Genomic DNA, 20,875 nt, shown 5'->3' on the forward strand with positions numbered 1-20,875 from the left:
CTGCGGCGCTATTGCCACAGCAACCAACTTCCTCGGAGATGAGCATGGAAGGCGAGACCTTCCTCTGGCTGATACGGCATGCACCGGTCGACGGCGTCGCGGGGACGATCCATGCGGCTGACGCGCCGGCTGACCTCGGCGATCGCGCGCAACTGCAGGCCCTGCGGCAGTGCCTGCCGCGGGGCGCAGCGAGCTACGCCAGCCCGTCGCGGCGCACGGTCGAAACCGCGCACGCGCTGGGACTCACGCCCGAGCTGATGCCCGAATTCAGCGAACAGGATTTTGGCGCATGGACCGGCCGTCGGCATGACGAGATCGGCGCGGCTGGCGACGAGGCCTATGCGCAATTCTGGAGCGATCCGGCGCGCGGACGTCCGCCGGGCGGCGAGAGCTTTGAGGATCAGGTCACGCGCGTCCGGCTTGGGCTCTCGCGGATCGGCGCGGGCTCCGCAGCGCTCGTCGTGCATTCCGGCACGATCCGCGCTGCGCTCTGCATCGCGCTGGACCTGACACCGCAAGCCGCCTTGCGCTTCGTGATCGATCCGCTGTCGCTCACCCGGATCGACCGGCTCGCGACCGGGTGGCGCGTCGTTTCCGTCAATCAGCGGATGGCCTGAGCCGGATCAGGCCGGGCGATCCGGCACATTGGCCTGCGCAAACGTCGCCATGCCGTTGTGGAGCGCGCAAGCCGAGCGGACCAGCGGCAGCGCGATGGCCGCACCCGATCCCTCACCAAGCCGGAGATCGAGGCTGATCAGCGGCTGCACGTTCAGCGCACGCAGCACCAGCCGATGCCCCTGCTCCGCCGATTGATGCGACGGCAGCAGGAACGGCCGGCAGGACGGGTTGATCCGCACCGCCGCCAGCGCCGCCACCGACACGATGAAGCCGTCGATCAATACAGGGATGCGGCGCTGCGCAGCTGCAATGATCGCGCCTGAGATCGCCGCGATCTCGAGGCCGCCGACCGCGCACAGGATGTTTTCGGGCAAAGCCCCCGCAATGCCATGGCGCGCAATCGCGGCATCGATCACCTGCGCCTTGTGCGCGCGTCCGGCCGCATCGATGCCGGTGCCGCTGCCGGCGATCTCCTCGGCACTGATGCCGAGCAGGCTCGCCGCAATCGCCGCGGAAGTCGTGGTATTGCCGATGCCCATCTCGCCGAAGATCAGGAGATCGGGCTGACCGACTTCCGCGCGTGCAACAGCGCGCTGGCCGGCTGCGAAGGCGAATGCCAGTTCCGCAGGTTCGAGCGCAGCTTCCACGCTGAAGTCGCGCGTGCCAGAGCGCGGCTTGTCGGTGACGACGCCCGCCATCTCCTCCTGCGCCAGCGTGCCGGCGTCGACCACCTCCAGGCTGGAGCCAAGCTCACGCGCCAGCACAGAGATCGCGGCGCCGCCGGAGGCAAAGTTCGCCATCATCGCGATGGTCACCGCTTGCGGATAGGCCGACACGCCCTGCGCGACGATGCCGTGATCACCGGCGAAGACGATGATCGGCACGCGCGCGGCACGAGGAGATTCCGTCGCTTGCAGTCCCGCAAGCTCGATCGCGAGTTGCTCGAGCCGGCCGAGCGCGCCGGTCGGTTTTGTCAGTTGCGCCTGCCGATCGATCGCCGCCTCGCGGTGAATCGCGGAGATCTCGGGGCACTGTTGGTAGACCCATTCGGGGAGCATGCTGCCTCGCTTAACGCGTGCGCTTGAGAATGTAGCTGTCCATGATCCAGCCATGCTGCTCGCGCGCTTCCTGCCGCATTGCGACAATACGCGAGCCCACTTCGGCCAGCGCGCCGGACATGACGATCTGATCGGGCATGCCGAGATAGGCGCCCCACCAGATCTGAAGCCCAGCCGGATCGAGCGACTGGAACGCCGTGCCGCCGTCGAGCATCACCACCACGGTATCGACGCCCTGCGGCCAGCCGCCTTCGCGCAAGCGCCGCCCCGTCGTGACCAGGAACGGCTCGCCGATGTCATTGAGCGGCAGCGCATGCACGGCGCACAGCGCCTGGATTGAGGTGATGCCGGGCACGACCTCGATATCAGGCAAGGGATCGAGCCGCCGCGCGATGCGTAGCGAGGAGTCGTAGAGCGAAGGATCGCCCCAGATCAGCAGCGCAACCTTGCCCTCGCCGGCGAGATGATTTGCGATCGTTTGCGACCAGGTCGCGGCAACCGCATCGTGCCAATCGTCCACGCCCTTGCGGTAGTCCGCCTCAGTCGCGTCACGCACCGGCAAGTCGAACTCGGCGATGCGCGGGCTCGCGCTGGTGAGCACGTCCGCGCAGATCGTCCGCCGCAGATCCGCAAGATCGGATTTCGCCGTCCCCTTGCGCGGGATCAGGACGAGATCGGCGGCGTTGATGGCTTGGATCGCGGCGCGCGTGAGCTGCCCGGGATCGCCGCAACCGATGCCTATCAGGGAGAGCATGAGCATCGCGAGCGCGAAGGGCGGCCGCGCCGGCCGCCCGTTCGCTTGTCTCTTAAGCGGCGTTATGCAGGCGCGGCGTGACGAGGCCGGGCGCGGTGACGCCACGCAGCGACTTCGCCAGCGCCAGCACGGCGAGATCGGCGAGCGGCTCGATCACGATGACCAGCGCATAGGATGCCGCAAACGTCGCGATGTTGGCGAGGTTGGTCGCGCCGAAGCCGGAGCCATAGAGGGCCCAGAACGCCACCCAGGCGACGATGCCGGACTGATAGGCGGTCGAGAGCGCCAGCGCCTGGCGGTATTGCAGATCGACGTAGGCCGTGTTGCGCGGAATGATCCGCGTCGCCAGCGCCTGGATCGCGAACAGCGGCACCAGGAGCGTGGTGACGTTCATGCCATATTGCGGCAGGTCGGTCGGCACGAAGAAGACGCCCTGGAGCAGCAGGCCGAACGCAAGGCCGAAGGCGGCGGGCGCAGCACCGAACAGCAGGAACAAGGTCGAGCCCAGGATGAAGTGCACCTCGGAGACGCCGACCGGGAAGTGCGGCAGCACCTGGAAGAAAGTGAAGACGAGGCCGGTGGTGGCGAGCGTGCGCGTCGCGAGCGAGCCAACACCCTGCTCGCGCACGGTCTCGACTGCGAGTTTCAAGGCAACACCACCTGCGGCGATGCCGGTTGCGTAACTCAACACGAGCTTGGCGCCCGTCACGATCCCTGGTTCGATATGCATGGTTCAGATCCTTCCTGCCGTCACACCCGACGGCCTTGGCCTCAAAACGTGCAGGGCCGGTCTCCTGGCTCGCGGTTCACTGGGGTTCTCCGGCCTTCCCGAGCCTTGCGGCCCAGTGGCTGATCGGAGCCCCTCACCGCTTACAGTCGCGGGGGCGGCTGGGGTTTTGGACGCCGCAACTGGGTCCGCCCATCCCCATTCCCGATTATGCTCAGGCGCTTTGCGCCGCGTCGAGCACCATGCCTCTCCTGTGTGCCCCTTTCGCGAGCCGGGCGTCAAGGGGCGAAGGGCGACGGCGGCCATCATGACGGATCGTCTCCCGCCAGGGCGCCGAACAGGATGACGGCGGCCGTCGAGGCGGCGCCGCCCCGCGCAAGCTGCTCGGCGAGCTCGGCAATCGTGGTGCGGACCAGCCGCTCGTCGGAACGGCCGAGTGATTCCGCAAACAGCGCCGGCGTATCTGCGGCGAGGCCATGGTCGATCAATTTTGCGGCAAGCGCCGGAAAGGTGCGCCGGCCCATGTAAACCACGGTGGTTGCCTCGGGATCGGCCAGCGCCGCCCAATTCAGGTTTGGCGGCAGTTCGCCGGTGACGTCGGCCCCGGTCACGAACTGCACCCGCCGCGAGGTGTGGCGCCGGGTCAGGGGGATGCCGGCTTGCGCGGCGGCAACGCAGGCGGAGGTGACGCCGGGAATGATCTCGTAGCCGATGCCGGCCTCGCGCAGCGTCTCCAGCTCCTCCTCGAGCCGGCCGAAAATTCCGGCGTCGCCCGACTTCAGCCGCACCACCCGCGCGCCGGTTGCGGCATAATCGACGAGCAGGCGGTTGACATGGTGCTGCTTGGTCGAGGGCCGCCCTGCCCGTTTCCCCACCGCGACGAGATTGGCGCCGGGACGGGCGAGATCGAGGATCGCGCCGGAGGCAAGATCGTCATAGAGCACGACGTCGGCCTCACGCAGCCGCGCAGTCCCCTTCACCGTGAGGAGTTCTGGGTCGCCAGGGCCGGCGGAGACGAAAGAAACAAAACCGCTCACCGATCCTCCGCGATCAGATGGAAGAACGTGCCGGTGGCTTGGCCCCGCCGCGAGCCGGTCTCGGCAATGACCGTGCCGGTTGCATCGTGAACCACGGCCAGCGGCGTGTCCGGCTGGGCGATGATTGTCGAATAATGGAACTCGTGGCCGCGCAGGCGTGCGCCGACCTGATGCCCCGGCATCGGTGCGGCCAGTTCGGCGAGACGATAGCCCAGATGCATGCGGCGCTTGGCAAAGCTGGTCTCCAGGCCGAGCAACCCCGCCATCTCATGGCGCACGCCGTCGGCGTCGGTCAAAGCGATTCCCAACACCATATAGCCTCCGCATTCGCCGTGCACGGGGCGCGTCTCAGCAAAGACGCGCAAGCCGTCGCGAAAGCGTGCACTAGCCGCAATCTTGCCGGCATGAAGCTCGGGATAGCCGCCTGGCAGCCAGCAGACATCGGCGCTTGCGTCAGGCGCTTCATCGGCCAACGGCGAGAATGTCGAGATCTCGGCGCCGGCCGCGCGCCAGGCTTCCAGCATATGCGGATACAGGAAAGAGAACGCCGCATCGCGGGCCAGCGCGATGCGTTGGCCCGGCGGCGTCACGTTCAGGCCGTTCGCCCCGGATTGCGGCGCCCAGCTGGCTGCCGCTCGCAGCACCGCCTCGAGATCGACATGCTCGGCGACGAAGCGCGCGGCCTCGTCGATCAGCTTGCCGATCTCGACCTGCTCCTCGGCCTGCACCAGGCCGAGATGGCGCTTCGGCAGGCTGATCTCGGCATGGCGCGGCAGTGCACCGAACACGGCAATGCCGGCATCGTTCAGCGCGCGCCGCACGAGATCTTCGTGACGCGGGCTGGCGATGCGATTGAGCACGACGCCGGCAAGATGCACCCCGGCGCGATAATCACGAAGACCTGCGGCGATCGCCGCCGCGGTCTGCGCTTGGCCAGAGGGATCGATCACCAGCAGCACCGGCCAGCCCAGCATCTCCGCGATGTCGGCGGTCGCACCGGTGCCGGAGACGCCGCGTGCGGCGACACCGTCGAACAGGCCCATCGAACCCTCGGCGAGCATGACATCGGCATGCGCGCCGCGGCTGACGAGATGCGCGATTTCTGCGCGGTCCATCGCCCAGCTATCGATATTGACGGAGGCGCGTCCCGTGGCGGCGGCGTGGAAGGCGGGATCGATGTAGTCGGGCCCGCTCTTGAAGCACTGCACATTCAATCCGCGATTGCGCCAGGCGCGCGCGAGCGCCAGCGTCAGCGTGGTCTTGCCGACGCCGGAGGCCGGTGCGGAGATGACGAGGCCTGCCGCCATCATGACCCCTCCGGAAAGCGTGGCTCGGCGCCGACCGGCCGATAGCGGCGATCATAATCGGCGGCATAGAGACGGCTCTCGTCAAAATCCGCGGCGCCAAGCGTCCGGCCGACCAGGATCAGCGCGGTGCGTTCCATTTCGCCGCCCACAGCCGCATCGAGCGTTGCGAGCGTCGCGCGCACGATGCGCTGGTCCGGCCAGCTCGCGCGCCAGACGATGGCGACCGGACAGTCCGCGCCGTAATGCGGCGTGAGCTCGGCGATGACCTTGTCGAGCAGATGGATCGACAGGTGGATCGCGAGCACCGCGCCGGTGGCAGCGAACGCAGCAAGCTTCTCGCCCTCAGGCATCGCGCTGGCACGGCCCGGCGTGCGCGTCAGCACCACGGTCTGAGCGAGACCAGGCAGCGTCAGCTCGGCCTCCAGTGCCGCTGCAGCAGCCGAGAACGACGGAACGCCCGGCGTCACCGAATAGGGAATGCCGAGCGCGCGCAGGCGGCGGAGCTGTTCGCCCATCGCCGACCAGATCGAGAGATCACCGGAATGCAGCCGCGCGACATCTTTGCCGTCCGCATGCGCAGCGGCGATCTCGGCGATGATCTCGTCGAGCGACAGCGGCGCGGTGTTGACGATCCGCGCACCGGCCGGGCAATGCGCCAGCACGCCCTCCGGCACCAGCGAGCCGGCATAGAGGCAGACCGGAGAAGCGGCGATCAGATCGCGTCCGCGCAACGTCAGGAGGTCGGCAGCGCCCGGCCCCGCGCCGATGAAATGCACCGTCATGCGCCGTCTCCTTCAGCGATCGCCGCGGTCGCTGTGCGATCCTGCGAGACCGCCCGCGTCGCAATCAGCCGCGCACGAGGGCCGGCCGCTGCGAGCGCCGCCGCTTCGGCGACTGATCCCGTGCCGAACTTTTCCGCAATAAGCTTCGACTGCGTCGGGGTGTCGATGCCGGCCAGCAATTCGGCCGGGACGGCTCTGATCGGCACACCGCATTCGCGCGCAAGCTGCTTCAGTGCTTCCGCATCAGCCTTGTCGCTGACAGTCGCCACGGCAGAAAGGTCTTCAAAACCGCCGGCCGCCAGCAGCGCCTCACGCAGCGAAGCCAGCGTAACGTCGCGCTTGAATCCGAGCCCGGCAACTTTCATCGGACCACACTCCACTGCACCACCGGACGTGCCGCCTCCCAAGAGCGGTAGCGGCCGAGCGGGCCGGCATGCGCGATCTCGACGCGCATCAGCTCGCCGCCGTGGCGCTGCTGCAGCTCGCCGAGCAGCGCCTCCGTCTCCAGCGTGACTGAATGTGCAACAAGCCGCGTACCCGGCGCGAGCCGGGGCCAGATGGCATCGAACATCGCGGCGTCGAAACCGCCGCCGATGAAGACCGCATCGGGCGCTTCCAGCGCAGCCAGAGCTTCGGGCGCATTCCCCGTGACGACGGTGATCCGATGCGCCAGCCCGAACGCCGTCGCATTGCTGCGGATGTTCGCAGCGCGATCCTCGCGCGCTTCGATCGCGATCGCTGTCCCGCCACACAGCGCCCACTCGATGGAGATCGAACCTGAGCCGGCGCCGACATCCCACAGCCGCTCACCGGGACGCGGCGCCAAGGCCGACAGCGCCAGCGCACGCACCGGACGCTTGGTGATCTGGCCGTCATGGACAAAGAGATCGTCCGACAAGCCCGAACTGCGGGGAATGCCCTGCGTCCCCCTCGCCAGCACCGCCACCGCAACCAGATTTCCAGCAATATCATCAGCAAAGAGATCGGCGCGATGCTGGTCAATGTATTCCCTTGGGCCGCCAAGCGCAGCAAGAGTCCACAGGATTGAAGCGCCCCATCCGCGTTCCGTCAGCCATTTCGCGAGATCATCTGCCGCCTTCCCGTTGCGCACGAGGCAAATGATACGCGCATCTCGTGCCAGATGCGGCACCAGACGCTCGAATGGTGCGGCATGAAGCCCAAGACACACAACCGACTCGAGCCGCCAGCCGAGCCGTGCGGCGGCGAGCGAGAAGGTCGATGGCGCGGGGTGCGCGATCCACTCGTCGCTACCGAGCTTCTCGACCAGGCCCGCCCCGGCGCCATGCCAGAACGGATCACCGGAGGCGAGCACCGCGGTCGGCCGGTCGCGGCAGCTCAGCACGATGTCCGCATCGAACGGCACCGGCCACGGACGGCCGCGGCTGCCAACTTCCGCGAGCGCAAGATGACGCTCGCCGCCGAAGACGGTTTCTGCCTTGGCAAGCGCCTTTCGGCTTGCCTCCGACAGGCCGGCAAGGCCATCTTCGCCGATACCGATGATGATCAGCCAGGGATCAGCCATGACACGCGCCCTCATTCTGGGCGGAACGAGCGATGCGAGCCTGCTCGCCGCGGCGGTCGCGCGCGCCGGCATCCAGGCCATCTATTCCTATGGCGGCCGCACCCGCGCGCCCGCCGATCAGCCGCTGCCGATACGCATCGGCGGATTCGGCGGGGTGAGCGGGCTTGCCGACTACATTCGTCGCGGGGCCATCACGCATGTGATCGACGCGACGCATCCCTTCGCCGCCGAGATGAGCCGCAACGCGGTCGAGGCATGCGCGGAGACCGGCACACCGTTGATTGCGCTGGAGCGCGCGCCCTGGAGCAAAGCGCCTGGCGACGACTGGATCGAGGTCGTCGACGTCAATGCCGCCGTCGCCGCGCTGCCCGAGGCTCCGGCAAAAGTGTTCCTCGCCATCGGCCGTCAGCACATCGCGCCATTCGCGATGAAGCCGCAGCACACCTACACGCTGCGTTTCGTCGATCCACCCGAAACGACCCTCCCCTTTCCGGCCGACGTGATCGTGTCGCGCGGGCCGTTCACCCTCAACGGCGAGTTGGAGATGATGCGCATGCGCGGCATCATGTGCATTGTCGCCCGCAATTCCGGCGGCGATGGTGCGCGCGCCAAGATCGACGCGGCGCGCATGCTCGGCCTGCCCGTGATCATGATCTCGCGACCAGAGCTGCCCGAACGTCAGCGGGTCGAGAGCGCGGCTGAGATCATGCAGTGGCTCAGTCATCGCACCTGCCTCGGCGCATAGATCCAGCGGCCGACGCGCCGCGTCTGCGAATTGCCGACGATCACCAGCGTGCGCATGTCGGCCATCTCGGGCGCCACTTCGTTCAGCGTGACGGTTTCGATCTTTTCATCGGGCGTACTGATCGCGCGCGCGAAGATCACGAGCCGCTCGCCGCAGCCGGCCTCTCGAAGCGCCGCAAGCGCGCGGCCAAATCCTTCCGGCCGGCTGGCTGAGCGCGGATTGTACATCGCGATGGCAAAATCGGCTTCCGCGGCGAGCCGCAGGCGCTTCTCGATCACGGCCCAAGGCTTCAGATTGTCGGAGAGATTGATCGCGCAGAAATCATGGCCGAGCGGCGCGCCGGCGCGGGCAGCCGCCGCCAGCATCGCGGTGATGCCGGGCAGCACGCGGATCGGCAGGTCCCGCCATTGCGGTGCCTGCTCGAGCGCCTCGAACACGGCAGAGGCCATCGCGAAGACGCCGGGATCACCGGAGGAGACGACGACGACCTGGCCGCCTTCGGCGGCAAGCCGCAGGGCTTCGCTTGCGCGCTGCAACTCCTCGCGATTGTCCGACGGATGCAGGGTGAGCCCTGCTCGCGGCGGCACGCGGGCGACATAGGGCGCATAGCCGAGAATATCGGTCGCGGCGGCAAGTGCGGCGGAAACCTCGGGCGTCACCAGCGCCTCGCTGCCGGGCCCGAGACCCGCGATGGTCAGCGTGCCCGTCATTCGGCGGCGTCCAGATGCCGGCCCTTGCCGTGCACCAGCACAATCGCGAAATAAGGGCAGTCGGCGGCATCGATCTCTGCGAGGCGCGTAACGCGCTCACCCGGCATGGTGCCGCGCTCGACCAGCCAGGCATCATCCAGTCGGCCGGCCGACGCGAGCGCGCGGCGCACCTTTGCGAGATTGCGCCCGGTCTTCATGATGACGAGCGCATCGGAATCACGCATGCGCCGTTCGAGCTCGTCTTCGGCAAGCGTTCCCATCAGCACCGTCGTGACGTCGTCGCCGAGCGCGATCGGCTGGCCGACGCCATTCCAGCAGCCGACCATGCCGGGAATCCCCGCGATCACTTCGATCTCGACGCGGCCTTGCAGGCGCGTGTGCAGATGCATGAACGAGCCGTAGAAGTAAGGATCGCCCTCGCATAGCACGACGACGTCGACCGCGCGCGAAAGCCGCGCCAGGCGCTCGGCCCATTCGTCGTAGAAGCCGGCGAGCAGCTGCACGTATTCAGGGCTGTCGAAAGCGATCTCAGTCGTGACCGGATATTCCATGGGATATTCGGTGACGTCGGCAGCCAGCATGCCCTCGACAATGCGGCGCGCCTGGCCCGGCCTGCCCTTCTTGCGGAAATAGGCGACGTGCTTGGCGCCGCGCACCGTCCGATCGGCGCGCACACTCATCAAATCAGGATCGCCGGGGCCGAGACCGCAGCAGATGATGCGCCCCATGACTATTCGCTCCGGCTCGCCAGCGCGTTGACGGCCGCCACCGTGATCGCGGAGCCGCCGAGGCGGCCTTCAACCGTCAGCGCCGGCACCGGCGGATCGGCCATCAGCGCGGCCTTGGATTCGGCGGCGCCGACGAAGCCGACGGGACAGCCGATGATCGCCGCGGGCCGCGGGCAGTCGCGGTCCTCCAGCATGTTGAGCAGATGAAACAGCGCGGTCGGCGCGTTGCCGATGGCGACGATCGCGCCGCCCAGATGCGGCCGCCACAGCTCCAGCGCTGCCGCCGAGCGGGTGTTGCGCATGGATCGCGCGAGTGCGGGAACGGCGGCATCGCCGAGCGTGCAGATCACGGCGTTGGCTGCGGGCAGTCTCGCGCGCGTAATGCCTTCGGAGACCATGCGCGCGTCGCACAGGATCGGCGCTCCCTTCTGCAATGCTGTGCGCGCAGCGGCCGCCATGCCGGGCGTGAAGCGGATATGCGCCTCCAGGCCGACCATGCCGGCGGCATGGATCATCCGCACCACGACCTGCTCCTCGTCCCGCGTGAAGCGCGCAAGATCGGCCTCGGCGCGGATGGTCGCAAAGGACTGCCGGTAGATCGCCGCACCGTCGGTCTCGTAAGTGTAGGGCATCAGTGCCCTCCGACCAGGATGGAGGGATCGCTGACGATGTCATCACCGTTCAGGCCGCGCAGAGCGGGCTCATCGCGGGTCGATCCACCGCGGACGAGATCGAATCCGGTGCGGGTCGCAACCAGCGTCACAGCGGCGGCGCCGGAATGCGCGCAGCCCTTGGCGCAGCCGGAGACGTGAAGCCGCGTATCGGCTGCAATGCGTGGCGCGAGCGCAGCGGCGAGCGCGCGGGTATCGGCATGCGCCTCGCGGCAGCGCGGCGCACCGCTACAGGCGATGACGCGTAGCGCGGGATCGTACGGCTCCGTAATGAGACCCGCCCCCTTCGGCATCGCACGCTTGCCCTCGCTCAGAACCATCCGCCATGGCGTCATGCGCAGGGCATGTCCGCAAGCCGCGAATTGATGCAGCGTTGAATGCAGCATCTGTCCGAACGCAACCCCGACCATGGCGCCCTGCGGATAATGTCCGGGCCGCAGCGCGGCCATCACGGGGGCCGGTTCGGTCTCGCCGCGCAAGGTCCCGGGCAATGCCGCACCGGAAGCGATGTGGGCCGCCATGCGCCCTCGCCCGCCGCTGACGCCGCCGGACGTTATGAACCAGTTTGCGATCGCCAGCGCCGTGCTCACGGTGCCTCCGCGCCCGACGGAGCGACCGAGCCTCGCACCATCCGCGCGGACCAGGAGCCGGCCGCTGCGATCGCGCTCGATGCGCACGTCGGCGGAATCGCCGGCCAGCACGCGCGAGGTCCCGTCATCGATCGCGAAGCCGAATTTTGTGGGCAATTTGAGCGCGCTGTCGGCAAGCGCCTCCTCAAGCTCGGCGGCGAGTGCCTGCGTGTCGTCGCCCTCGTTCCAGAACGGCGTCACCAGGATGTTGCGCCGGGATTCGATATCGACGTCGGGATCGAGCAGCGCCAGTCGCGCAAGGCCATCGAGCAGCGGGCCGTGGCTTTCGTCGCTGACACCTCTGATCTGGAGATTGGCGCGGCTCGTCACGTCGATGAGACCACTGCCGAAGCGTTCGGCCAGCCCGGCAAGGCCGGAAATCTGTGCCGCTTCAAGGCGTCCACCGAACGGACGCACGCGCACCACGAGCCCGTCGCCCGATCGCATCGGCCGCAGCGCGCCGGGACACCAGCCCTTGATCGCGGAAGCGCTCATGACGCCTCCTTCAGCGCAGCGGCGATCGAATTACGGCGCGTCTGCCAGAGCGAGGCCTCATGCAACCGCGTGAAGCACGTCTCCATTGCGACGAGCGCCATCGGGTTCTCGCGTACCATGAACGCGCGGACATCATCGTTGCCGAGCGTCGCATCGTAATAGAGATCGAACAGATGCGGCGGCACGGCGCCGGCAAGATGGGCGAAGGCAGCCATGTACTCGAGCGTCGCGGTGATCTCGGCCGCGCCGCGAAAACCGTGGCGCATCATGCCGGCGATCCAGGCCGGGTTGGCCGCGCGCGCGCGGACGACGCGAGAGATCTCTTCCGTCAGCGTGCGCGCATGCGGCTCCTCGGGGCGAGTCGTGTCAATGTGATAGAGCGATGGTCCGCTCGCACCGAGATGTGCCGCAGCTGCGGCGACGCCGGCTTCATGCGCGGCATAGTCGGCAGCGAGCAGAAGATCGGTCTCCGGCAGATCCTGGACGTGAACGAAGGCATCCGCCGACGCAAGCCGCGCCTCGATGCCGGCGCGATCCGGCTGCAGCGCGCCATCCGCCGAGAATGCCCAGGACGATGCCGACAGCCAGGCTTCGCCGGCGGCATCACGCGTCTCGGGCGTGAATGCATCCGGGATCGCCGACAAGCCAACGCCGTATTGTCCGGGCCGCGGCGCAAATACGCGTGACGCTCGGTGGCGATAAGGATTCTCCTCGCCCTCCCCGTCGCGGCTTGCGAGTGCCTCGGATGCGGCCTCGAACAATTGCGCCAGCCCCGAAAACACGTCGCGGAACAAGCCGGACACGCGCAGTGTCACGTCGATGCGGGGACGGCCAAGCTCGGCCGGCGCGATGATGTCGTAACCGGTGACGCGGCCGGAGGCGTGGTCCCAGCGCGGCGCGAGGCCGGCCAGATGCAGCGCCATCGCGAACTCCTCGCCCGCGGTGCGCATCGTCGCCGACCCCCAGAGATCGACCACGAGCCCCTTCGGCCAGTCGCCATGATCCTGCAAGTGACGGCGCAGCAACTCTTCGGCGAGCTTGATGCCTTGCGCATGGGCCGACGGCGTCGGCACCGCGCGTGGATCGACGGCGAAGAGATTGCGCCCGGTGGGCAGCACGTCCTGGCGCCCACGATAGGGTGAGCCCGACGGCCCCGGCGCAACGCGCTTGCCTGCAAGCGCCGCCTGCAGCGCCTCCCGCTCCGCTCCGCCGCAGGCGCCGCGGCCGAACACGTGCAGGCCGTCACCGAACTGGCTTTCCTTGAGATCGCAGACGAAGCGATCGATCCGCGGAATGGCTTCGGCTGGTGCGGCCGATGCATCGAGGCCGAGATCGTCTTCGAGACCCGCCGCGCGCGCCTCGTCGCGGATCGCTGAGATCAGACGCTGGCGGCGCGCGGGATCAAGACCATCGGCAGTCGAATATTCGTCGAGCAGACGTTCGAGTCGGCGCAGGCCTTCCGGCACGACGGATGCCGCAAGCGGTGGCGGCAGATGGCCGATCGTGACGGCAGCGATGCGCCGCTTGGCCTGCGCGGCCTCTCCGGGATCATTGACGATGAAGGGATAGATGACGGGGAGATCGCCGGTCAGGGCTTCCGGCCAGCATGCCTGCGACAGCGCCACGGACTTGCCGGGCAGCCATTCCAGCGTGCCATGCGCGCCCATGTGCACGACGGCATTGATGCCCTGCCCTCGGAGCCAGAGATAGAATGCGACATAGGCATGGCGCGGCGTGCGGGCAAGATCGTGATAGTCGGCATCGCGCGTCGTTGCATCGCCGCGCTCGGGCTGGACCGCGATGATCGACGCGCCGCAATGGATCGCCGAGAAGTGGAACGCGCCGTCGCGACAGCTCGGATCATCCTCCGGCGCGCCCCAGGCTTGTGCGAGATCATCCTGCAAGACTTGCGGCAGGCGCAAGAGCGCAGCACGGTACTCAGCGACGCTCCAGGTAAGCTGCTGCCTCAGCAGCGTCTCGCCGAGCGCATCGACCGGCGCAACATCGAAGCCGGCCTCCGCGAGATCAGACAGCAAGGCCTCGACCGAGGCCAGCGCATCGAGACCGACCGCATGCGCGATCTGGTGCGGACGTCCCGGATAGTTCGAGAGCACGATCGCCAGACGCTTCCTGGCGGCCGGCGTCTCCGCGAGCCGCCGCCAGGCGGCAACGCGTGCGGCGATGACCTGCACCCGCTCCTCATCCGCGCGATGGACAAGATGCGAGAATTGCAGATCGGGATCGCGCATCCCAGCGGATTTGAAGCTCACCACGCCCGCGAACAGGCGACCGTCGACCTCGGGCAGCACCACATGCATCGCGAGATCGCCGGGCGAAAGACCACGGAGCGAGGTAGCCCAGTCCTCACGCTGCGCCGTGGAGAGCGCGACCTGGAACACCGGACATGATGCGGTATCGAACGGCGTCGTGCCGTCATCGCTCATTGCCGAGAACGCCGTCGCATTGACGATCGCGGCCGGAGGGTCTTGCACGAGATGCGCACGCAGCCAATCGGCAACGCCCGCGGCCTTCAGCGAGGTAACGAAGACACCATAAGCGTCAAAACCCTTCTCGCGCAGCGCGGCGATCAAGGCATCGACCGGGCCGGTGTCCGCAGCAGTGAGATAGGAGCGATAGAACGTCGCCAGCGCGCGAGGCTTCCCCTCGCCGCCTACCGGCGCAGCAATGACGCCACGCGCGGAATCATAAAATCCCATCTCAGGCACGGTCATCTCGCCGACGACTGGCCCGGCATAGAGGCCCGAGGCCAGCGCGAGCTGCGCGATCGCAGCTTGCGCCGCGACCGGGCCGCCGGTGTCGCAGAGCACCTTGAGCCGGCGCAGCGTCGAGACCGGCAAGGTCGAATACGCGTCCAGCCGCGTATCGTCACGGCCATCGGCCGGCAGCACGGCCAGCACGATGTTGCGGTCCTTGGCAAGTTGCTGGAGCGCCGCGAGACCATACGGCCAGTAGGACTCACCGCCAATCAACCGCACCAGGATGCCGCGCGCCTGCGACAGCGTGCGCTCGATATAGGTGTCGACCGAGAGCGGATGACGCAGCTCCGCAAGATTGGCGAGCCGCAGCGACGGCAGGCTGTCGCGGCCGCGCCGCCAGCCGGCCGCGAACGCGGCAAGGTCGGAATCCGAATACGAGAGCACCACGAGATCGGCCGGGTCCTGGCCGATGTCCCTTGGCGTCGCGGTCTCCTCGAGACCGCGGCTCTCGCGGAAAACGACGTGCATCAGATGCCAGATCCTGAAAGACCAAGTCCTGACCTGATCGCGGCCTCGTCGATGTCGCCATGCTCGCCGATCACGACGAGCTTTGATTGCCGTACGCCGGCAGCCCAGGGCTTGTCGAACTGGTGGCGCACGCGCTCGCCGACCGCTTGCAGCAACAGGCGCATCGGCTTGCCCGCGACCGCGATATAGCCCTTGGCACGCAGCACGTTCTGCTCGCGCGCCAGGCGCTGGATGGAGGCGACCAGCGCATCGACATTAGACACTTCCGGAAGATCGATCACGACCGAGGCAAAATCGTCGTGCTCATGCTCCTCCTCGCCGTCATGATGCGAAGGGCGCGCGGCAAGATCGTTTTCGGCGGCAGCGCCGAGACCGAGAATGACGCGCGCATCGATCGCGCCGTCGGTGACGGGCAACATCGGCACGCGGCGCGGCATCTCGGCCGTGATCGCCGCCTTGGCCGCTTCGATACCCGTGGCGCCCGCAAGATCGGCCTTGGTCAACAGCACGATGTCGGCACAGGCGATCTGGTCCTCGAACACTTCCGACAGCGGCGTCTCGTGATCGAGGTTTTCGTCGGCCGCGCGCTGCGCTTCGACCGCAGCGGGATCCGGCGCGAAGCGGCCAGCAGCGACGGCTTCGGCATCGGCCAGCGCGATCACACCGTCGACCGTGATGCGCGAGCGGATCTCCGGCCAATCGAACGCCTTCAGCAGCGGCTTTGGCAGCGCCAGGCCCGAGGTCTCGATCAGGATGTGATCGGGCCGCACTGGGCGCGCCAAGAGCTGCTCCATGGTCGGAATGAAATCGTCGGCGACGGTGCAACAGATGCAGCCATTGGCGAGCTCGACGATGTTCTCCTCCGGGCAATTGGCGTCAGCGCACGACTTCAGGATCTCGCCATCGACGCCCTCGCTGCCGAACTCGTTGACGAGCACGGCGAGCTTCTTGCCGCCCGCATTGGCAAGCAGATGCTGGATCAGCGTCGTCTTGCCGGAGCCGAGAAAGCCCGTGACCACCGTAACCGGGACTTTTGCGAGCGAATTCATTCGGCGGCCTCCGGCACGACGGCGATGGGGGGAATGCGCGCAAGCGATTGCTTGCGGAAGATTTCGGGACGGCTGCGCCAGGGCACGAGGCCGTCGGGCGCGGCCGCATAGGCCGCAGCGCCCGCGATCACGTCGCGCGCATTCGCATCCGACAGGCGGCCATAGACATAGCACCAGCGGCCGGGCGCACTGAGCGCGACCGAGCAGCCCTGGCTGCAGGCCGACAGGCATTCGACGGGAACCACGCTGACGCCATCGGGCACGCCGGCGTCCAGGATCGCGCCATGCAGCCGCTTGCCTGGCGTCGTCTCGCCCTCGCCAAGCGTCTCGCCGGCGCGGCAGGTAATGCAGACGTGAAGTGTGACCGTCATCGCCTCTTCCAGAATAAACAGCGGGAGGCGAAGAGGCGCACGGACCACTTTTCAGGGGCCCGTTTCCCCGTCGCGGAACACCCCGTCCGCCGGTCCAAAATCGTCCGCGCTGGCAGGTCTCCCGGCTTGCGGAGCAGGGTCTTGCCCTTCGATCCCCGCCTTCCCGATCCCCTGGGGGATCAGTGGCTTCGGGCATCTCTCCGGTCACGGTCGCGGGGGCGGCTGCATTTTGGACCCAAATCTTGCCGATTCGGACCCTATCGCATTCCCTCTTCGCCTGTCATAGGACAGGAACCAACGCGGGCCCACCATTTGCCGCTGGCCGCCACTTGTCAAGCCGAAGGACTGGTACGATGACGCCTGAACCGGAGACCCAAACGGGCGAGGAAACCGACGCCCGGCACGCTGCGAAAATGGCGAAGAAGAAGGCCGCCCGCGACAAGATCATGGCGACCAAGAGCGGCGAAAAAGGCCTCATCATCGTCCACACCGGCGCCGGCAAGGGCAAGTCGTCCTCCGCCTTCGGCATGATCGTCCGCTGCGTCGCCCATGGCTTCCCCTGCGCGGTGGTGCAGTTCATCAAAGGCGCCTGGGACACCGGCGAGCGGCGCCTGCTCACCGGTCATTTCGGCGATCTCTGCCAGTTCCACGCCATGGGCGAAGGTTTCACCTGGGAGACGCAGGACCGCGCCCGCGACATCGCCGCCGCGCGCGCCGGCTGGGAGAAGGCCAAGGAGCTGATATCAGATTCCAATCTGCGCATGGTCGTGCTCGATGAGATCAACATCGCGCTGCGCTACGACTATCTCGATATCGCCGAGGTCGTCGAATTCCTCACCACGCAGAAGCCGCCGATGACGCATGTCGTGCTCACCGGGCGAAACGCCAAGGACGAGCTGATCGAGATCGCCGACCTCGTCACCGAGATGACGCTGGTCAAGCATCCCTTCCGCTCCGGCATCAAGGCGCAGGCCGGCGTCGAGTTCTGAGACGATCTCGCTATGGCGCGCGCGCTGATGATCCAAGGGGCCGGCTCGGACGTGGGCAAGTCGCTCATCGTTGCCGGCCTGGCGCGCGCCTTCACACGCCGCGGCCTGCGCGTGCTGCCGTTCAAGCCGCAGAACATGTCGAACAATGCGGCCGTCACCGTCGATGGCGGCGAGATCGGCCGCGCCCAGGCGCTCCAAGCGCTCGCCGCCGGCGTCGAGCCGCACACCGACATGAACCCGGTGCTGCTGAAGCCGGAGACCGATGTCGGCGCGCAAGTCATCGTCCACGGCAAGCGCATCGCAACCGCCCGTGCACGTGACTATGCCGCGATGAAGCCCTCGCTGATGAGTGCCGTGCTGGAGAGCTTTGAGCGGCTGAAGGCACGCTCTGATCTGGTGCTGGTGGAAGGCGCCGGCAGCCCGGCCGAGGTGAACCTGCGCAAGGCCGACATCGCCAATATGGGCTTTGCGCGCAAGGCCGACGTGCCGGTCGTGCTGGTCGGCGACATCGACCGCGGCGGCGTCATCGCGCAGCTCGTCGGCATCAAGACGGTGATCGACCCCGATGATGCCGCGATGATCCAGGGTTTTGTCATCAACAAATTCCGCGGCGATCCCACGCTGTTCGATGACGGCTACAAGCTGATCGAAGCGAGGACTGCGTGGCGCGGTCTCGGCGTGCTGCCCTGGTTCGCACGCGCCGGCGAGCTGCCGGCAGAGGATGCGCTGGGCCTGCGCGATGCGCGAAAGCCGGGCCAATGCAAGATCGCCTGTCTCGCGTTATCGCGGATCGCCAATTTCGACGATCTCGATCCGCTCAAGCTCGAACCGGGCGTCGATCTCGTCATGGTGCGTCCGGGCGAAGCGATTCCTGGCGATGTCAGGCTCGTCATCATCCCCGGCTCAAAATCCACCCGCGGCGATCTCGCCTTTTTGCGGGCGCAGGGCTGGGACATCGATCTGCTCGCACATCACCGCCGCGGCGGCCATGTGCTCGGTCTCTGCGGCGGCTATCAGATGCTCGGACATAGAGTCGCTGATCCCGATGGCATCGAGGGACTTGCGGGCGACACGCCGGGTCTCGGGCTGCTGGATGTAGAAACGGTGATGAGCCCGCAGAAGACGCTGACGCGTGTCGCGGCCGTGCATGCCGCCACCGACAAGCCGATCGAGGCCTACGAGATCCACATCGGCCGCACTGATGGGCCCGACCGCGCGTGGCCATTTGCGAAACTGAACGGCGAGCCGGAAGGCGCGATCTCGCGCGATGGCCGCGTGCAGGGCAGCTATTTGCACGGCCTGTTCACGTCGGATGATTTCCGCAAGGCGTTCTTGGCAAAACTCGATATTCCCGCGGGCGACGAGCCCTATCACGCCAGGGTCGAGAGCGCGCTCGATGCCCTCGCCGATCACATCGAAAAGCATCTCGACGTCGAAGGATTGCTCGCGTTAGCGCGCTAGCACCTCGGCAAGGCGAGCCCATTCGGCTTCGCTGCCGGGAAGCCCGAGGCGCAGCCATGTCGGCTCTCTCGCGAAGACACGCGACCAGATTTGGCGACGCGCGAGTTTTTCCTGCGCGGCGCGCGCGTCAGGCGTTCCATAAAGACGAAACAAGGGCGTGCCGCCGACAAGCGTCCAGCCTTGCGACTGCACCATGGCGTCGAGGCGAGCACAGTCGCGTGCGAGCCGCGCTGACGTCGCCTCGGCCCAGGCATCATCGCGCAAGGCGCGGCAGCCAATCGCGATCGCTGCCCCCGAGACCGGCCATGGCCCCGACATCGATGCAAGCTTGCCGATATCGGCCGCATTGCCGAGCGCGAACCCAAGCCGCAGGCCGGCAAGGCCATAAAACTTTCCGAACGAGCGCAGGATCAGCAGCCCCGGCCGATCCGCTTCCGAAGCAAGCGACAGCTGCGGAACGGCGTCGGCAAAGCTCTCGTCGATCACGAGACGGCCGACGCGCGGCAGCAATGCCAGCAAGTCCTTCGGCATATGGCGGTGTCCATCGGGATTGTTGGGATTGACGATGATCGCGAGGTCTGCGCCGGCTAGCGCGTCGAGCCCCGAGACCTCCTGGACATCCCAGCCCGCAGCCGACAGGACCCCGGCATATTCATTGTAGGTCGGCGCGAGGATGCGCGCGCGGCCGGCTGGCGCCAGTTGCGGCAGCAATTGAATGGCGGCCTGTGCACCGCCCATCGCAGCAACAGGTGCGCTCGTGCGATAGGCGTGCTGCGCGGCTTGAAGCAAGGCATCGACCTCGGCGCGCGAGGGCAACGCGCTCCAGGCGCGCGGGCTCACCTCGCCCACGGGATAAGGCAGGCGGTTGATTCCTGTCGAGAGGTCGATCCAATCCTCAGCGCGTCCGCCAAAACGCTGCTGGGCCTGATCGAGATTTCCACCGTGCTCGCGCATGCCCCGTTGTTTCACGCGAAGGCCAGGATCGCAAGCACCCCCGCGAGAAGCAGCATGGACCTACGATAGACCGCCAATCCGTGATTGATGTCCGCAGCGAGCGGATCGCGCGCGCCTTCGTTGAGCCAGGGCTCGTTCGTGATGCTGCCGTGATAGATGCGGGGACCGCTGAGCCGCACACCGAGCGCCCCCGCCATGGCCGCTTCCGGCCAACCGGCGTTGGGCGAGCGATGGCGGCGCGCATCGCGGCTCATGCACGACAGCGCCTCCGATCGCCGCGGCGCCAGCAGCACGAAGAGGAAGCCGGTCAGGCGCGCCGGAATGAAATTGGCGACATCGTCGATGCGCGCTGCGGCCCAGCCGAAAGCTTCGTGTCGCTCGCTGCGATGGCCGATCATGGAGTCGAGCGTGTTGATGGCCTTGTAGCCGAGGATGCCGGGCAAGCCGAACAACGCGCCCCAGAATACCGGCGCCACGATACCGTCGGAGGCGTTCTCGGCAAGGCTCTCGATCGCCGCGCGCGCGATGCCGGACTCATCGAGCGCCGCGGGATCACGGCCGACGATACGCGAGACCGCGTCACGTGCAGCGGTGATGTCGCCGGCCTGCAAGGGATTTGTGACCGCCGCGACATGATCGTGCAGCGAGCGCAGCGCGACCAGGGGCCAGGCGAGGACGCCGACCAGCACGATCTGGGTCCAGCCCAACCAAAGCAAGGATTGAATCACCCAGCCGACCGTAACTGAGAGCGCGATCACGAGAAGTGCGCCGACAATGCCCGCGCCGCGGCGAAGAGCCGACGGATCGGACACGCGATTCCAGGCCATGTCGATGGCCGCAATCAGGCGGCCGAGCCAGGTCACGGGATGGCCGATCCGCGCGAACAGCCACGACGGCCAGCCCAAGAGGGCATCCACCGCCATCGCCACCACCATCGCGCCCGCAAAGCCCACGCCTGCCTCCTGTCCCGCCCCTGTTGCGCAAAGCGAAGGCAGAGCGCAA

General features: G+C 67.4%; 21 protein-coding genes and 2 riboswitches. Of the genes, 4 read left to right on the forward strand and 17 right to left on the reverse strand.

All coding sequences use genetic code 11. The annotated features are described in order from the left end of the window. Positions 1–44 precede the first annotated feature (44 nt). The gene (locus tag ACNJX8_RS26895) at positions 45–617 is read left to right on the forward strand and encodes a histidine phosphatase family protein (protein WP_439357336.1); all 573 of its coding nucleotides are present in this window, start codon (positions 45–47) and stop codon (positions 615–617) included. 6 nt (positions 618–623) lie between these two features. On the opposite strand, the gene cobT is transcribed toward ACNJX8_RS26895, so the two are convergent. From cobT to cbiE, 8 genes are all read right to left on the reverse strand, one after another. Then, positions 624–1,676 carry a nicotinate-nucleotide--dimethylbenzimidazole phosphoribosyltransferase gene (gene cobT / locus ACNJX8_RS26900; RefSeq protein ID WP_439357337.1) on the reverse strand — a complete coding sequence of 351 codons (1,053 nt, stop codon included), beginning with the start codon at positions 1,674–1,676 and terminating at the stop codon, positions 624–626. A 10-nt stretch (positions 1,677–1,686) separates the two neighbouring features. Continuing rightward, a complete protein-coding gene (gene cobF, locus ACNJX8_RS26905) occupies positions 1,687–2,436 on the reverse strand; it encodes a precorrin-6A synthase (deacetylating) (RefSeq protein WP_439357338.1) in 750 nt (249 codons plus the stop codon). Positions 2,437–2,482: 46 nt separating this feature from the next. Continuing rightward, positions 2,483–3,160 carry an energy-coupling factor ABC transporter permease gene (locus ACNJX8_RS26910; RefSeq protein ID WP_439357339.1) on the reverse strand — a complete coding sequence of 226 codons (678 nt, stop codon included), beginning with the start codon at positions 3,158–3,160 and terminating at the stop codon, positions 2,483–2,485. Between the two features lie 37 nt (positions 3,161–3,197). Then, positions 3,198–3,417: riboswitch (cobalamin riboswitch) on the reverse strand. Positions 3,418–3,462: 45 nt separating this feature from the next. Then, positions 3,463–4,194, reverse strand: coding sequence for a uroporphyrinogen-III C-methyltransferase (gene cobA, locus ACNJX8_RS26915; protein WP_091887719.1), 732 nt, complete (start codon positions 4,192–4,194; stop codon positions 3,463–3,465). Further along, positions 4,191–5,501: a cobyrinate a,c-diamide synthase gene (locus ACNJX8_RS26920; protein ID WP_439361986.1), complete on the reverse strand. Its 1,311-nt coding sequence runs from the start codon at positions 5,499–5,501 to the stop codon at positions 4,191–4,193. The genes cobA and ACNJX8_RS26920 overlap by 4 nt, the downstream gene beginning before the upstream one ends. After that, positions 5,501–6,283: a precorrin-4 C(11)-methyltransferase gene (gene cobM, locus ACNJX8_RS26925; RefSeq protein ID WP_128939177.1), complete on the reverse strand. Its 783-nt coding sequence runs from the start codon at positions 6,281–6,283 to the stop codon at positions 5,501–5,503. The genes ACNJX8_RS26920 and cobM overlap by 1 nt, the downstream gene beginning before the upstream one ends. Beyond that, positions 6,280–6,648 carry a cobalamin biosynthesis protein gene (locus ACNJX8_RS26930; RefSeq protein WP_439357340.1) on the reverse strand — a complete coding sequence of 123 codons (369 nt, stop codon included), beginning with the start codon at positions 6,646–6,648 and terminating at the stop codon, positions 6,280–6,282. The genes cobM and ACNJX8_RS26930 overlap by 4 nt, the downstream gene beginning before the upstream one ends. Continuing rightward, on the reverse strand, positions 6,645–7,826 hold the full coding sequence (cbiE, locus tag ACNJX8_RS26935; protein WP_439357341.1) for a precorrin-6y C5,15-methyltransferase (decarboxylating) subunit CbiE: 1,182 nt from the start codon (positions 7,824–7,826) through the stop codon (positions 6,645–6,647). Before cbiE ends, ACNJX8_RS26930 begins: the two co-directional genes overlap by 4 nt. Between cbiE and ACNJX8_RS26940 the strand changes: the two genes are divergently transcribed. After that, positions 7,825–8,571 carry a cobalt-precorrin-6A reductase gene (locus ACNJX8_RS26940; protein WP_439357342.1) on the forward strand — a complete coding sequence of 249 codons (747 nt, stop codon included), beginning with the start codon at positions 7,825–7,827 and terminating at the stop codon, positions 8,569–8,571. The two genes, cbiE and ACNJX8_RS26940, sit on opposite strands and share 2 nt — an antisense overlap. Here the strand turns inward: ACNJX8_RS26940 and cobJ are convergent. The 7 genes from cobJ to ACNJX8_RS26975 are packed head-to-tail and all read right to left on the reverse strand — an operon-like array spanning position 8,547 to position 16,469. Then, positions 8,547–9,281 carry a precorrin-3B C(17)-methyltransferase gene (gene cobJ / locus ACNJX8_RS26945; protein ID WP_128939173.1) on the reverse strand — a complete coding sequence of 245 codons (735 nt, stop codon included), beginning with the start codon at positions 9,279–9,281 and terminating at the stop codon, positions 8,547–8,549. The two genes, ACNJX8_RS26940 and cobJ, sit on opposite strands and share 25 nt — an antisense overlap. Continuing rightward, complete coding sequence (locus ACNJX8_RS26950; protein WP_439357343.1) at positions 9,278–10,009, reverse strand: precorrin-2 C(20)-methyltransferase; 732 nt, start codon at positions 10,007–10,009, stop codon at positions 9,278–9,280. Before ACNJX8_RS26950 ends, cobJ begins: the two co-directional genes overlap by 4 nt. A gap of 2 nt (positions 10,010–10,011) precedes the next feature. Next, the gene (locus ACNJX8_RS26955) at positions 10,012–10,641 is read right to left on the reverse strand and encodes a precorrin-8X methylmutase (protein WP_439357344.1); all 630 of its coding nucleotides are present in this window, start codon (positions 10,639–10,641) and stop codon (positions 10,012–10,014) included. Next, positions 10,641–11,804 carry a precorrin-3B synthase gene (cobG, locus tag ACNJX8_RS26960; protein WP_439357345.1) on the reverse strand — a complete coding sequence of 388 codons (1,164 nt, stop codon included), beginning with the start codon at positions 11,802–11,804 and terminating at the stop codon, positions 10,641–10,643. Before cobG ends, ACNJX8_RS26955 begins: the two co-directional genes overlap by 1 nt. Next, positions 11,801–15,049 (reverse strand): cobaltochelatase subunit CobN, encoded by a 3,249-nt coding sequence (gene cobN / locus ACNJX8_RS26965; protein WP_439357346.1) that lies wholly within the window; start codon positions 15,047–15,049, stop codon positions 11,801–11,803. The genes cobG and cobN overlap by 4 nt, the downstream gene beginning before the upstream one ends. After that, positions 15,049–16,098, reverse strand: a complete 1,050-nt coding sequence (gene cobW / locus ACNJX8_RS26970) for a cobalamin biosynthesis protein CobW (protein ID WP_128934808.1) — start codon at positions 16,096–16,098, stop codon at positions 15,049–15,051. The genes cobN and cobW overlap by 1 nt, the downstream gene beginning before the upstream one ends. Further along, a complete protein-coding gene (locus ACNJX8_RS26975) occupies positions 16,095–16,469 on the reverse strand; it encodes a DUF1636 family protein (protein WP_439357347.1) in 375 nt (124 codons plus the stop codon). The genes cobW and ACNJX8_RS26975 overlap by 4 nt, the downstream gene beginning before the upstream one ends. A 94-nt stretch (positions 16,470–16,563) precedes the next feature. Next, a riboswitch (cobalamin riboswitch) is annotated at positions 16,564–16,783 on the reverse strand. A 39-nt stretch (positions 16,784–16,822) separates the two neighbouring features. On the opposite strand from ACNJX8_RS26975, the gene cobO reads away from it, so the two are divergent. Both cobO and ACNJX8_RS26985 read left to right on the forward strand, forming a co-directional pair. Next, complete coding sequence (gene cobO, locus ACNJX8_RS26980) at positions 16,823–17,458, forward strand: cob(I)yrinic acid a,c-diamide adenosyltransferase (RefSeq protein ID WP_128934810.1); 636 nt, start codon at positions 16,823–16,825, stop codon at positions 17,456–17,458. 12 nt (positions 17,459–17,470) lie between these two features. Continuing rightward, positions 17,471–18,919, forward strand: a complete 1,449-nt coding sequence (locus tag ACNJX8_RS26985; RefSeq protein ID WP_439357348.1) for a cobyric acid synthase — start codon at positions 17,471–17,473, stop codon at positions 18,917–18,919. On the opposite strand, the gene cobD is transcribed toward ACNJX8_RS26985, so the two are convergent. Both cobD and cbiB read right to left on the reverse strand, forming a co-directional pair. Next, positions 18,908–19,873 (reverse strand): threonine-phosphate decarboxylase CobD, encoded by a 966-nt coding sequence (cobD, locus tag ACNJX8_RS26990; RefSeq protein ID WP_439357349.1) that lies wholly within the window; start codon positions 19,871–19,873, stop codon positions 18,908–18,910. The genes ACNJX8_RS26985 and cobD overlap by 12 nt on opposite strands. An 11-nt stretch (positions 19,874–19,884) precedes the next feature. Further along, positions 19,885–20,826, reverse strand: a complete 942-nt coding sequence (cbiB, locus tag ACNJX8_RS26995; RefSeq protein ID WP_439357350.1) for an adenosylcobinamide-phosphate synthase CbiB — start codon at positions 20,824–20,826, stop codon at positions 19,885–19,887. Between the last annotated feature and the right edge of the window lie 49 nt (positions 20,827–20,875).

The organism is Bradyrhizobium sp. SPXBL-04, assembly GCF_051853035.1.
GTDB lineage: Bacteria > Pseudomonadota > Alphaproteobacteria > Rhizobiales > Xanthobacteraceae > Bradyrhizobium > Bradyrhizobium zhanjiangense.